This is a genomic window from Ruegeria sp. G10 (assembly GCF_056533645.1).
On sequence record NZ_JBQFOQ010000011.1, the window covers coordinates 37,572 to 51,354 of the forward strand.

Below are 13,783 nucleotides of genomic sequence, written 5' to 3' on the forward strand. Positions count from 1 at the left end.
GTTGACTGAGCCCCGGGGTTGTTTTTCTGCCGTATTGGCCAGATTGATTGATTATCTCAATCTGATTGCGTGCCCAGCAGCCCGGAATCTGCATCCAGCTGAATCGTGTTGCCGCCGCCGGTGAAAGCATCTGCCGCAAGGTCCCACCCTCCTTCGATGTCTGCCCACGGGCTCTCATCAATCACCAGATAACTTTGCTCAAGAACGGGCACCTCGGAACCTTCCAAGATGGTGTAAGTGAACGTTAGCGAGTTAGCGGATTGCCTGGGATCCGATAGTTCGACGACCATCGCAACGGGTTTGCCATCCGCTTGCCCCATCAGTACGGCGTTTGGTGGATCATCGGCAAAACTGTCCGTCCCTTCACTCCACACTTTGAGCAGTTCTGAAGTCGGCATGACTCCAGCGGCGCGGTGCGGGCGATCTGCGAAAATGATCATGTTCGCGTCCGGGCTTTCAAGTGTCAGTGTTCCGTTGTCCAGCGTTGCCACGCTGGCATGCTGAACAAACAGAAAGCTGGTTAAGTCTTTCGTTTGCTCAGCTGATGCAGAAGCCGTAATGACCCCCGCTGCCAGAGTGGTGGCTATGCCTGCTCGTGTGATGCCTGCCTTTTTCATGCCTGTTGCCTTCTGACCGTGCACAATGCTTCAAATGCTAGATGAGGGAACTACCGCGCCCCGCCTGAGGGCAACGCGATAGCTGAGCACACGTAAGCGCCTCAGTTCGACGAAACGCCTTGTGACAGAATACCCATACCCACATCGCCGTTCAGCTGTGTCGATTGCCCTGCGTCCCCGGTGGAAACGGCCGCCAGATCGGCCATGGTTTTGTAAAACTCCGCGAACGGGTTGTCGTCTATGACCAAATAGCTCTGTTCTAGGGACTGGACCTCAGCGCCTTCCAAGACTGTGTAACCGAAGACCAGGTTTCCGTCTTTTTGCTTTGGGTTGGTCAATTCAACGATGACCGAAACCGGTTGGCCCGCTGATTGTCCCACAAGCGCTGCATTTGGCGGGTCCTCGGCAAAGCTGTTTTGCCCCTTGCCCCAGATCTTGATCAACTCCGCGCTTGGAACCGCAACCGCAAGGCGGTGCGGCCGATCAGCAAAAACGATCATATGTGCATCCGCATCATGAAGCGTCAACGTACCGTCGTCCAAAGTTGCAGAGGGCGCATGCTGGACGAAAAAGAAGGTTTCCTGTGCAGGTTTTTGTTCTGCGACTGCAATCGCGGGCATCAGTGCGATTGCAAGTGCCGCCAGTGGATTCCAGAGCGTTTTCGGTGCCTGTTTCATCGGTGTTCCATTCAACTCAGTTTTGTTTTGGCATGAGGTTGCCAGTCACCTTTGGGAAAGACTCAGCCCGTGCGACATTCGCGATAGAGCTGCTGAGCCAAGCACGAAACGCTACATCGCCACCAAGTTTCGTATCGTCGACACAGCGCAAAACTTCCCTTCAGCGATCGTTCAAGCCAGCAGCCAGTATACTTTACCTATGCGTTATCAGCTTGAGCCCTTTGCCTCACGTACCTGGTGTCTCAAGTTTACTGTCCGAGAGTTTCACGGCACGGTCAGACGGACCCCGACACTTACAAGCAACGACCGACAAATGAGGGGAAAACTGCAAACTGCGAGAGGAGGCCTGCGCAGCGCCCAGACCTGATTGGCGGTATTTGAGGGTCCCCAAAAACCATTCGCGGCCCTGACAACAAAGCAGTGCTGAACTTTCTGCACTAGGCGTTAGATATGCTGGCCCGCATATTGGTTCGGTGTGTGCGAAAGCTGGTAAGTGCCCTTTGTCTTTGCCAATGCACCAAGATCCTGAAAGAACCCTTTGTTCGGTCTGGTTGTCCCTTCACCAGTGTTCGCCACATGCAGAGGGGTTGGTCGATCACGGGTATCCGCATGAACGGGATCGCTGTACTCGGACCCTAGGATATCGCCCGGTTTGCAGTTGTACTTGCGCCGGAAACTGCGAACAAAACTTGACGTGTCGACAAATCCCAAACGCGTGGCGATCGATGTAACCGCCCCGCGTTCAGGTTGGCTTCTGACGAGGGTATTATGCGCACATTCCAAGCGCATATTGGTCAAGTAGGCCTGCAACCCACCGTCTGCGCGAAACAGGCGATACAGCGTCGATCGCGACATACCGACGGCGGCGCACATCTCGTCAATGTGCAGGGGCCGCGAGAGCGGCCGTGAGAAGATGAACTGCTCGGCACGAATACGCTTGGCTCTTTCTGTTTGCGGATCTTGTGCGTTCAGGGCTTCTCGATCCGTGATCGCAGCGACAAGCAGAGAGGCGAACAAGCCGATCGCTGAGGCATCGGCTGGCTCTGGTTTGTGTGAGATTTCGTCTGCAAGATGCAGGAAATTTGCGATCATCAGCCGCCCGACAGATGTTGAATTGTCAAAATGCGTCATTGGCCGCAAAGGGTGGCGTGTGACCTGAAGGGCCGATTTTCTGAGCGCCAAATAGGTAACTTTGGAGCGGTCGCAATAACAATATCGCGTCGCAGACAAATCCATTACCGTCAATGAACCGGGGGTCACGCGCGTGGTCTCACCGTCCACCTTTGCGACCGTGTTCCCCTCATTTTGGTAACGGACCACGACACAATCGAACTCATGATTGTTACCCACGAGTTCTGCTGGCGACATGGCCAATTGGCAGAACACGGCGTCCTCCAACTGACGGGAAGAAACGCTAAGCTCCAGATTCCGCCCGGCAACCAATGGCCTACCCAGACGCCAGAAGTCCGCCATAAAATCGTTCCACGCGTCGCGCCGCGCTTCTTCAGGGAGTGCCGCGATATTCAGGTCTGGTTCAAGGCAGCTCATCGTTGATCCGATTTCGGCATTGCTTCAGAAGATTTTCTTGATCGCATGGCGCGTCTTTATAGTTGTGTCGATCAGAGTTAACTCATTCTTTAGTCTACTACCGCATTCACGCCCAAACTTCCACAATGCGCGCGAAGATTACAACACCGCGCCGGGTTACTGGTCACTGGTATCTCTGCCCAAATGGAACGGTGCCTTTGAGTATTCTTTCAACGTGATGCGGCTATCAGCCGTGCGTAGAGTGATTGCACCGTAGCTTTGTCGACTACCCTTCTTGGTAGGCGTTTTGAATACAGTCTGGTCAAAAGAGACAACACAAACTCGCCGGCTTTTCACAGGCTCAGCTTAACGTTTTGTTCCTGCAATCAAGCATCTAGCGGTGGAAGATCGTCGGCTAAGACGCATGGGCTTGACCCGTGGCTTTGATCATGCTGCGCTGCGGCGCATTTGCATATGGAGAAACCTATGACAATGCGAATTACAGCGCCTTTAGGGGGTGCAGTTACCCAAGTCTTTGATATCTGGTCGAACTGGCTCGAAAATGTAGGGCAATTGGGTTTTATCAACATTGACCTCGGCCGAACCGAAAAACCGGAACTTGAGCGGCGCATTTTGCGCGAGGTTGGTAGCTATGGAAGGCAGATTGGCCGGATATCCGAAGCGCTTGACGTGCTGATCGATCAGGCCAAACTCGATCGCACTAAGCTCAGCGATGCTCAGATCGCAGCCTTGCATGATTTTCACGAGATGGTGCAAGAGGTTAAGCGCTGCAAGCAGCATTAGCGTGCATGGTTGGTGCTGGGATCAGGAGTACCGTTCAGATATTTGGAATTCGATCCACAGAAATACATCGATGTAGGCGAAAGCGTCTTTGTCGAGGGTCGGTTTGTCTTCCAGCTCCGCGACACTTCAAAGATCGCGGTGCGCGACTTCATCGCTTGGTTCTAAATGCGAAACGGTCTCATAACCGATGGCATTTCTACGAGCTAAAAGAGCTTCGTATGGCTGGTCATGAGAATAGAAAGACTAGGATCGGCCCAGTCACGTGCCTCGTTTCCTTGGAGCTTACGGCCTGTGTCTTGCCCACACGTGGGTAGATCATTGCCTGGACGCGCAACGCAATAGACTCGCCTGCCTACGAGGATTTTGCATTCTGCAAGTGCTACAGATCACTGAAACCTGTCAACGAGGCGCATTATGATTGGTGCGCCAAGGATCACCAAAACAATCCGAAACACATGATGTACGACTACGAAAGCCACATCTGCCCCGACGATTAACGCCAGCACTGCCATTTCGGCCTGTCCCCCGGGGGCGAAGGCCAGCAAGGCCTCACGACCGGGCGCAAGGTCAAAGATGATCGCGAACTCGACCAATAGGAACGTCAAGGCGATCAGAACCAAGCAGAAGCCCGCCCCGGCAACGAGGTCGCGCCGAACCTCTGTACGTGTCACGCCAGAATACTTCGCGCCGACGGTGAGACCGATGAAGAACTGCGCCAGCCAGATCGCCTCGGCCGGCGGCCGGAAATGCAACACGCCCGTCAAGGCTGCTATCGCCGCTGCGATCATCGGGCCGAGAATTGACGCTCCAAATAACCCGATCCGTTCCGCAATGCGCCAACCTGCAATCGCACAGACAAGCATGATCAGCAATTCTTGTGCCGGGATTGACGCAGCAGACTCTCCGGGCGGGTTGCTGAGATCGACATCCCAGATAATCTCAAGAATGAACGGCAGAGCCGTCACGATCAGCAGCACACGTGTTGCATGGATCAGAGACAGTGTTCGAACGTTGCCGCCCGCTTCTTCGCCGAAAACCAGCATATCCTGAAGCCCGCCGGGCATGGCCGCGTAGTAGGCCGTCGGCATGTCACATCCCCAGACGCGACGGAAATAGGGCACGCCGATCAGCCCGATAAAAATCACGCTGACCGGGATCATCGCCAGTGTGGGCCACATCGACGGAAAACTTGCCAAAACCGTAGGTGTCAGGGTCGCACCAACCGCGACACCAAGAATGGTTCGCATAGATTTGTTTACAGCTGCAATCCCACGCAGCGGCATCCTGAAAGCAGCCGCCATGAGACAGGCAAAGATGGGGCCTAACAACCAGGGCAACGGCAGATCAAGCAAGTGAAACCCGGCCACGCCAGCGAGTCCGACTGCGAAGGTCAGAAAGACTGTCATCGCTGCGGTTCCAAGGGCACCCTCATGACCTTTCTTTCAATCCTGTGATCGCGGGACCGCGAGACCGGCTCTCATGCTTTAACCACGATCCCTATTTGACATTTAACCTGCTATGCAGTGAAACGCACACGGATCTGATTATGTCATCGAAACAAAGATGTGGGCGTGTCCAGCGAACGCGACCTCCCGATGCCTTGCGAGCGGTCGTATAGGTCATCGGCATTTTGATGGCCACCCATGCAATCGAGGAATTTCTCACGTTTCTGCATCTCAGAGAATAGTTCGGCGATGCTGTCCTTTGGGTTGCGCCGCACCAGTTCGACCTGCGAGCCTTCTGGCAGCGTTGCCGTAAGGGTATGCGGCAGAGAGTCTTCGGCCGCGTAGTGGATTATCTTGATCCGGTCCAGCAGCGGTTCGTCCGCATGACAACAAGACTTTCAACTGAGATTCAGAAAAAATCCGCAACCACCAGCAGCGTCGAAACCCCTACAAACTTGCTGACCGCAATCGAGAGGCCAACTATTCACTCAGCGCAAGTCTTGGATTACAGCCGATCAATTGCCCCGATTCCGAGCTTCCAGCCGCTCCAGATTTACCACTGTTGAAAGCATCAAACGATCATGGCTCCAATCCTGAGTTTGACGTACCGAGGCCGAGCCGATGGCAAGCACAACAACGAGGGCAAGTGTCAACCCAAGGAAAATGGATGACAACTGGGTTGTCGTCAGGGGCGCATAGGTCAGGGCAATCACACGCTGACGAAGAACGTGCTTTGCTTTCGACCCGTTCACGAGAGCCACATGAAGAATGCGGGGGCTGTTCAGCTTTACCGATCGCGCGCAGTAGTCCAGCAAACAGGCAGTATAGTCGGTTGCGTCAATCCCCTTGCGCGAGACGACAGACTGATCGCAGGCCAGTTCGCGAAGCCGGTCAAACTGATGCTTCATGGCCAGATAGGCCGGGTTCCAGAACAGTAGCGGACGCAAAAGCTCGAAGCCCAATTCCCATTCCACGTCCAGCGCGCGGATGTGCTGGAATTCATGTGCCAGAGCAAAGCGCAAATCGCGTGGAGAGTTTAGCAAATGGCTGGGCAAAACGACGTGACGACGACGAAGGCCACGCACTGCAAACGGCACGGTTACGCGATCTGAAAGACGAATATCCACCTTGTCCGACTGTCGCCAAAGAAAGCTGGACCGGACAGCATCACGAATCCCAAGTGCGTTGCGGGCAACCCGAACAGCCAGAACAACCGCCACAAGTGCCAGCACAATCAATACGCAAGTCACGAAGAAAGAGGCACCTGACAGGATATGATCGACCCAGCGTTCGCGCGTATTCAGCAGGGTTTCGAATTGCGCAGCTGGCATGGCGATTTCACCGCGCAGATAGGCCGCTACGGCGATGTCCCCCAGCGCGACAACGCGTCCGGGCCAAATCTGACTGACCAAACCTGAAACACCCACCGCCAGAACCGGGCTGATTAAAACGCAGATGCAGAGTATCTTGAGCGACCGAAGCTGAGCGACAAAGCTGTAACGCATGGATGTGAGCGCAAGGGTTCCGCGCAGCGCCAGCCAGATCAGCACTGACAGTCCAAGCACAACGTTGAACTCGAGAAACGTATCGAGAACCGGTTTAACCGCTGTCATTTTGCAGTCTCCTCTCTACCAGTGCTCGAATTTCCTCCAGATCATCTTCTGTCAGACCCTCATCGTCGACCAGCCTTGCAACTAGCGTCGCGGGGGTGTCGTCGAAAAGGGTCCGGGCAAGATTTTGCAACGACCGCGACTGGTACCTGTCCTTTTCCAGCAAGGGTCTGTAGATCAGCGACTTGCCGTTCTTCTCGCTTTCGACGAAGCCTTTTTCATCCAGGATACGCAGAATTGTAGCGCCGGAGGTATAGGCCAGATTGCGGTCAGGTGGCAGGCGATCAAGGACATCACGGACCGAGCCCTGACCCAGCGCCCAGAGTTCGTTCATAAACTCCAGTTCCACTTCAGTCAGAAGATTGGTTGTCTTTTTCTTTCGCATCGATCTCGGTGTTGCCATTTTTTAGTATGCCTGACAGACAAGCATCCTTTCGCTATTTCGCAAAGCTTAAACTTTCCAGAAGACGAAGACGCCCCAGCCGATCGACAGGAATAGTGGTGTCCAGACCGGTTGACCCACCAACCCAAGCCAAGCGAGGAAGATATAGGCCGAGCCCAGCAGGGTAATGAAAAGCCGATCCCCCAACGTAGTTGTCAGACCCAACACGCCGCGCCGTTCGATCCCGTCACGGAATTTGAACCCTTCGAGCAGGCCGATTACTGCGATGGCTGAAAAGATGCCTATAAACAGCGCCAGAGTAGCCGGGGTCCAGGCCATCCAGAAATCGGGCCAAAGGGGGTCGGTCCAGGAAAACCCCTTTTCCTCTTGCTGGCCGACATTGCCCCATCCAGCTTGTTGGGCCGTTGCCATGGTCGGCAGAAAGGGAAAGGTTAGAAGAAGTTTACGCATATCGAACCTCACACACGACCCATCGCGAACCCACGCGCGATGTAATTGCGGACAAACCAGATGACGATGGCGCCGGGGACAATGGTGAGCGTCCCGGCAGCCGCCAGCAGGCCAAGCTCATACCCCGCACTGGACGCTGTACGGGTCATCACCGCGGCGATAGGTTTGGCCTCGACCGCCGTCAGGGTTTTGGCCAGCAGCATCTCAACCCACGAGAACATGAAGCAGAAGAACGCCGCGACGCCCACACCAGCTTTGATGTTGGGCAGGAAGATCGTCACGAAGAAGCGCGGGAAGGAGTAACCGTCGACATAGGCGGTTTCGTCCAGTTCCTTAGGGATGCCGCGCATGAAGCCTTCCAGAATCCACACCGCCAGCGGCACATTGAATAGCGTATGCGCCAGAGCCACGGCCAGATAGGTGTCGAACAGGTGGATCGAGGAATAGAGCTGGAAGAACGGCAGCGCGAACACGGCCGCTGGAGCCATCCTGTTGGTCAGCAGCCAGAAGAACAGCTGCTTATCGCCCAAGAAGCGATAGCGCGAGAACGCGTAGGCCGCAGGCAGGGCCACACAGACCGACAACACCGTGTTGATCGTCACATAGATGATCGAGTTGATGTAGCCCCAGTACCATGTCGGGTCGGTGAAGATGGTGATGTAATTCTCCAGCGTAAAGGTCTGGGGGAACAGGGAAAAGCCGGACAGGATCTCGTTCGTGGTCTTGAAGGACATCGCCACCAGCCAATAGATCGGCAACATCAGGAACGCGATATAGAGGATCGGGATAAGAGACCGCTTCTTCATTGCGCGTCATCCTTTGTCATCAGAGTGTAGAAGACCCAGCTGACCAGCAGCGTGATGGCGAAATAGATCAGGCTCATCGCGGCTGCAGGGCCAAGGTCGAACTGTCCCAGCGCGATTTTCACAAGGTCGATCGACAGCAGGGTGGTAGAGTTGCCGGGGCCGCCGCCGGTCAGCACGAAGGGCTCGGTATAGATGTTGAAACTGTCCATAAAGCGCAGCAGGACGGCGATGGTCAGGACAGTCTTCATCTTGGGCAACTGGATATAGCGGAACACTGACCACGGGCTGGCGCCGTCGATTTTGGCGGCTTGGTAATAGGCGTCCGGAATCGATACGAGGCCCGCATAGCACAGCAGCACAACCAGTGAGGTCCAGTGCCAGACATCCATGACGATGACGGTGATCCAGGCGGACAGAGGCTGTTGCGTCATGTCATAGTTGATGCCCAGAACGTCATTCAGGAAGTATCCCATCAGGCCGATTTTCGGCAGGGTAAAGATGTTCCACATTGACCCGACCACGTTCCATGGGATCAGCATTGGCAGGGCCATCAGCACCAGACAGACCGGCACCCAGAAGCCTTTGCGGGGCATGGACAGGGCGACGATTATGCCCAAGGGCACCTCGATCAGAAGGATCAGGAAGGTGAAAAGGAACTGCCGTCCAAGCGCGGCCTGAAAACGATCCGAACGCAGGATTTGCTCGAACCAACCAAGCCCTTCCCAGAAGAACTGGTTGTTGCCGAAAGTTTCCTGCACCGAGTAATTGACCACTGTCATCATCGGCACCAGCGCGTTGAACGCGACCAGCGCCAGCACCGGCAGGACAAAGAACCAGGCTTTTTGGTTTTCTGTTCTCATCAGCTGCGCTCCTCGGTTGCGATCCAGCCGTCACGGTAAACGCGGGATTGTTCTGGTTTGAATTGCAGGAAGACCATTGATCCGGGTTCGGGCGCGCCGTGCTCTGTTACGGCCTTAAGAGCCGTATTGCCCACCATTGCACTAACCACATAGTGGCGGCCAATGTCGGAAACTTTGGTCACATGCGCCGGAATGCCGGTGCTGCCAAATCCGACATATTCGGGGCGGATACCCAGATCAGTGCGACCACCGTCGCCGTGGGTGGGACCTTCGAGCATGACCTCATGGCCTTCGAAGATCGCCCGGTCGCCTTTAGCTTCACACGGCAAGACGTTCATGCCCGGTGAGCCGATGAAATGGCCGACAAACGTGTGCTGAGGCCGCTCGAACAATTCAACCGGCGTGCCGATCTGCACCACTTCGCCTTCCTGCATTACGACGACTTCATCCGCAAAGGTCAGCGCCTCGGTCTGGTCATGGGTCACGTAGATCATCGTGGCTTTGACGCGCTGATGCAGCTCTTTCAGCTTGGACCGCAGCTTCCATTTCAGATGGGGATCGATCACAGTCAGCGGCTCGTCAAACATCACCGCGTTCACGTCGTCGCGCACCAGACCGCGCCCCATAGAAATTTTTTGCTTGTTGTCTGGGCTGAGGCCGCTGGCGCGAGTGTTCAGCATATCGGTGACGTCCAGCATCTCAGCAATCTCATCGACGCGACGTTTGATCGTTGCGGCATCGACGCCGCGATTCTTAAGCGGGAACGCAAGATTCTCGCCCACGTTCATCGTGTCGTAGATCACCGGAAACTGGAACACCTGCGCGATGTTGCGCTGATCGGGCGGCAGGGCGGTGACGTCCCGGTCATCGAACAGGATTTGCCCTTCGGACGGGGTCAGCAGGCCCGAGATGATGTTCAACAAGGTGGATTTGCCGCAACCCGAGGGCCCCAGCAGCGCATAGGCCCCACCATCGCGCCAGGTAACGTCGATTTCCTTCAGCGCATAGTCCTGCGGGCCTTGCGGGTTAGGCATATAGCTGTGTCGCAGGTTCGAAAGCTTGATCTGTGCCATGTCAGGCCACCCTTTTGCCGTCTTGGCCGAAATACCGGCAATGGGCCGGGTTCATGTAGAAACTGTGATCTTCGCCGACCTGATAGGGATGTACGCCAGCGGCCAGCGAAACCCAATCATCCGAGCCATGCCGGAAATGCGCGCTGGAGTCTGAGCCAGACAGCTCGGTCACGATCACGCGGCCCGTCAGTTCCACATCCGCATCCGAGGTGCGGAAAGGTGTAACCCGGTGCGGGCGCACGGCAACCATGTAATCCCCGTCGGCCATGTCCGAGACAGCCCAGCCTCCGCCACCCGCCAGTTGCGCTTGCGCGCCTGATACGGTGATGTGGGCCACGTTGATCGGCGGGTCCGAGAAGACGCGCGCCGCGGCGATGTTTTCGGGGTTGCGATAGATGTCTGCGGTGGGGCCGAACTGCGTGACGCGTCCATCCTCCATAAGTGCGGTGTAGCCACCCAACAGCAGCGCTTCTTCGGGCTCGGACGTGGCATAAACCACCACGGCCCCGCGCCCGGCGAACAAGTCGGGAAGCTGTTCGCGCAATTCCTCGCGCAATTTGTAGTCCAGGTTGGCCAGCGGCTCGTCCAGGAACACCGCCCGGCTTTCTTTAGCAATCGCCCGGGCCAACGCTGTGCGCTGCTGCTGTCCGCCCGACAACTCATGCGGTCGGCGGTGCAACATGGGGCGCAATTGCAGCAGGTCGGCGGCCTCTTCGACGCGGCCTTCAATCTCGGATTTTGCCATGCCCGCCACGCGCAGGGGCGAGGCAATGTTGTCGAATACGGTCATATGCGGGTAGTTCACGAAGAACTGGTGTACCAGACTGATCTGCCGCTTTTGCGTGTTCAGCCGGGTCACGTCCTGCCCGTCCATCAGCACCTTGCCCGAGGCGATCGGGTCCAGCCCGGCCATCATCTTGATCAGCGAGGTCTTGCCCGATCCTGTCGCGCCCAGCAGCACATTGAAATGGCCGGTCTGCAGCGCCAGATTGGTGGGCTTGATATGAATAACGTTGCCAACCCGTTTGGTGGCATCTTGAAGTTCGATCATGTCCGTGGATTCCGGTCCTTCAGTGCACCGCACTGGTCGTAAGGTGGGGATGCCGCGCACGGCACCCCCGGTTGCTTTGGCTTAGTTGGCCTGCCAGCGCGCAACCAGTTCGTCATAGTTGACGGTCTGGCCCTGCGGCTTTTCGTTTTCCAACTTGGCCTTGGGCGAGCCTTCTTTTTCCAGCCAGAAAGCGGCATCCTGAGGCTCGTTCAGGCGCGGACCACAGCCACCATAGACGTTGGCGGCCTCATCCGCAGCCTGCATCCGGGCCATTGTGATGTCCATTTCCTCGGCCAGACGGTCCATCGCCTCTTGCGGGGTGAAGGCGCCCGAGTTCACGTCACCGATTTGCTGCCACCAGATCTGGGCCAGCTTCGGATAATCCGGAACGTTGATGCCGGTCGGCGACCATGCGACTCGATCAGGCGAGCGGTAGAACTCGACCAGACCACCCAGCTTGGGTGCGCGTTCGGTGAAGGACTCGTGGTTGACCGAGCTGTCGCGGATGAAGGTCAGACCCACATGGGACTTCTTCACGTCGACAGTCTTGGACGTCACGAACTGAGCATACAGCCACGCCGCCTGAGCGCGATCAGAAGGTGTGGATTTCAGGAAAGTCCACGACCCCACGTCCTGATAGCCAACCTTCTGGCCTTCTTCCCAATAGGGGCCGTGCGGGCTGGGCGCCATCCGCCACAGCGGCGTGCCTTCGTCATCAACCGTGTTGTTGCCTTCGGACTTCGGCTTCACCATGTCTGCGGTGAAGGCGGTGTACCAGAAGATCTGCTGGGCCACGTTGCCCTGGCTGAGTGCCGGCAGCGACTGGTAGAAGTCATAAGACGCCGCACCCGGAGGCGCATAGTTCCGCAGCCACTCATCCCATTTGCGGATCGCATAGACCGCAGCCGGACCGTTGGCCGCACCACCGCGAGAGACGGATGCACCGACAGGGTTACAGGTGCCCGCTTCCATGCGGATGCCCCATTCGTCTACGGGAACACCGTTCGGCTCGCCCACGTCTCCGGCACCAGCCATCGAGAGCCACGCGTCGGTCATACGCCAACCCAGGTCAGGCGCACGCTTGCCGTAGTCCATGTGGCCGTAGATCGCCACACCATCAACTTCCTTTACGTCGTTGGTGAAGAACTCGGCGATGTCCTCATAGGCCGACCAGTTGACCGGAACACCCAGATCGTAGCCGTACTTTTCTTTGAATGCAGCTTTGTTGGCCTCATCATCGAACCAGTCCTTGCGGAACCAATAGAGGTTCGCGAATTGCTGGTCGGGCAGCTGATACAGGTTGCCATCCGGGCCAGTGGTGAACTGAATGCCCATGAAGTCATCCAGATCGAGCGTCGGCGATGTGGTCGCCGCCCAGTCGCCTGCCATCTGTTCAGTCAGGTTGTAGGCCAGTTGCAGGCGTGAATGCGTACCGATCAGGTCACTGTCATTGACGTAGCCGTCATACAGGTTCCGGCCCGTCTGCATCTGGGTTTGAACGGCCTGAACCACTTCGCCCTCACCGAGGATCTGGTGGTTGACCTTGATACCGGTGATTTCTTCGAACGCCTTGGTCAGCACCTCGGACTCGTAGGAGTGGGTCGGGATACCTTCCGACAGGACGTTGATTTCCATGCCAGCGTAGGGTTGTGCAGCTTCGATGAACCATTTCATCTCACCCATCTGCTCGTCTTTCGACAAAGTCGATGGCTGGAATTCGTCGTCAATCCAACGTTGTGCTGCGGCTTCGTCGGCCCAAGCAGGACCGTGCCCCGCAATGACGGCAGCCGCCGCCACTGCGGAAAGTAGATGTCTCCGCATCTGTCTCCTCCCAAAGATTATGTGATCCGGTGCAAACCGGATGACAAACAGCATCAGCGATTTTTTGCATGTGTGTCAAACTAAATTTTTAGTAACAAGGATAAATGTTTCTAAGAGTTTGATTAATATACTAATCTAGGGACCTTGTGATGTTGCAAGGGTGCTGTCAGACGAATTCGAACACGTCTTATATTAGGCCAATAAAGCTGCCCTTTATCCCGAGCCAAGTTCGCGCCACTCGGCAAGAGCAGCAGTGTATGTCGGCTTGAACATGTCTCTGCTGGAGAGCGATCTTTCCGGGTTGAGTGATTGTAAACAGAAGTATGGGCGGAGGTGGGTTTCCACAATCTTTGCATCCGCCTGAAGCGTTACATAACACGTTCTCTTCGTCGAAACCGCAGGTGCAAATTTCTGATCTGCTTGCCGTAGGGATAGCGGCTTCGGCCCAAAGCTGCCGTCTTTAAAGATCAGAGTCGCTGCGCTGCTGCATTCCTCAAAGCGAAAATTGACAGTCATCGAAGCGTTTCGAACGTGCCGATGACAGCAAAAACGGTACAACTGCCATCGGATGCTGAACAATCAATGACCGCACAAAGACCAAAGCGAACTTCCAACATTTCGCCAGAAAATCCTGAGCTA

13 protein-coding genes and 1 pseudogene are annotated in these 13,783 nt (G+C 56.1%); 1 reads left to right on the forward strand and 13 read right to left on the reverse strand.

Annotation, left to right across the window (positions count from 1 at the left end; all coding sequences use genetic code 11):
* Positions 1-56 precede the first annotated feature (56 nt).
* The 3 genes from ACR0KM_RS17015 to ACR0KM_RS17025 form a co-directional block, all read right to left on the reverse strand.
* A complete protein-coding gene (locus ACR0KM_RS17015) occupies positions 57-617 on the reverse strand; it encodes a hypothetical protein (protein ID WP_480860595.1) in 561 nt (186 codons plus the stop codon).
* A 101-nt stretch (positions 618-718) separates the two neighbouring features.
* Positions 719-1,294, reverse strand: coding sequence for a hypothetical protein (locus ACR0KM_RS17020; RefSeq protein ID WP_480860593.1), 576 nt, complete (start codon positions 1,292-1,294; stop codon positions 719-721).
* Between the two features lie 444 nt (positions 1,295-1,738).
* Positions 1,739-2,842: a helix-turn-helix transcriptional regulator gene (locus ACR0KM_RS17025; protein ID WP_480860591.1), complete on the reverse strand. Its 1,104-nt coding sequence runs from the start codon at positions 2,840-2,842 to the stop codon at positions 1,739-1,741.
* 465 nt (positions 2,843-3,307) lie between these two features.
* Between ACR0KM_RS17025 and ACR0KM_RS17030 the strand changes: the two genes are divergently transcribed.
* A complete protein-coding gene (locus ACR0KM_RS17030) occupies positions 3,308-3,625 on the forward strand; it encodes a hypothetical protein (protein WP_480860588.1) in 318 nt (105 codons plus the stop codon).
* Positions 3,626-4,011: 386 nt separating this feature from the next.
* Here the strand turns inward: ACR0KM_RS17030 and ACR0KM_RS17035 are convergent, their stop codons facing one another.
* From ACR0KM_RS17035 to ACR0KM_RS17080, 10 genes and pseudogenes are all read right to left on the reverse strand, one after another.
* Entirely contained in the window at positions 4,012-5,031 is a 1,020-nt protein-coding gene (locus ACR0KM_RS17035) for an AbrB family transcriptional regulator (protein WP_480860586.1), read from the reverse strand.
* A gap of 554 nt (positions 5,032-5,585) precedes the next feature.
* Positions 5,586-6,683 carry a M56 family metallopeptidase gene (locus ACR0KM_RS17040; protein ID WP_480860583.1) on the reverse strand — a complete coding sequence of 366 codons (1,098 nt, stop codon included), beginning with the start codon at positions 6,681-6,683 and terminating at the stop codon, positions 5,586-5,588.
* On the reverse strand, positions 6,670-7,065 hold the full coding sequence (locus ACR0KM_RS17045) for a BlaI/MecI/CopY family transcriptional regulator (protein WP_480825736.1): 396 nt from the start codon (positions 7,063-7,065) through the stop codon (positions 6,670-6,672). The genes ACR0KM_RS17040 and ACR0KM_RS17045 overlap by 14 nt, the downstream gene beginning before the upstream one ends.
* A 66-nt stretch (positions 7,066-7,131) precedes the next feature.
* Positions 7,132-7,533 (reverse strand): DUF2160 domain-containing protein, encoded by a 402-nt coding sequence (locus ACR0KM_RS17050; RefSeq protein ID WP_480825611.1) that lies wholly within the window; start codon positions 7,531-7,533, stop codon positions 7,132-7,134.
* Positions 7,534-7,541: 8 nt separating this feature from the next.
* Positions 7,542-8,339, reverse strand: coding sequence for a carbohydrate ABC transporter permease (locus tag ACR0KM_RS17055; RefSeq protein ID WP_480825613.1), 798 nt, complete (start codon positions 8,337-8,339; stop codon positions 7,542-7,544).
* Entirely contained in the window at positions 8,336-9,199 is an 864-nt protein-coding gene (locus ACR0KM_RS17060; protein ID WP_170670891.1) for a carbohydrate ABC transporter permease, read from the reverse strand. The genes ACR0KM_RS17055 and ACR0KM_RS17060 overlap by 4 nt, the downstream gene beginning before the upstream one ends.
* Entirely contained in the window at positions 9,199-10,272 is a 1,074-nt protein-coding gene (locus ACR0KM_RS17065) for an ABC transporter ATP-binding protein (protein WP_480860581.1), read from the reverse strand. The genes ACR0KM_RS17060 and ACR0KM_RS17065 overlap by 1 nt, the downstream gene beginning before the upstream one ends.
* 1 nt (position 10,273) lies before the next feature.
* Positions 10,274-11,323, reverse strand: coding sequence for an ABC transporter ATP-binding protein (locus ACR0KM_RS17070; RefSeq protein ID WP_480860579.1), 1,050 nt, complete (start codon positions 11,321-11,323; stop codon positions 10,274-10,276).
* 81 nt (positions 11,324-11,404) lie between these two features.
* Positions 11,405-13,144, reverse strand: coding sequence for an ABC transporter substrate-binding protein (locus ACR0KM_RS17075; protein ID WP_480860577.1), 1,740 nt, complete (start codon positions 13,142-13,144; stop codon positions 11,405-11,407).
* 213 nt (positions 13,145-13,357) lie between these two features.
* Positions 13,358-13,563 (reverse strand): annotated as a pseudogene (locus ACR0KM_RS17080) (IS6 family transposase); the annotation flags it as partial.
* Positions 13,564-13,783 lie beyond the last annotated feature (220 nt).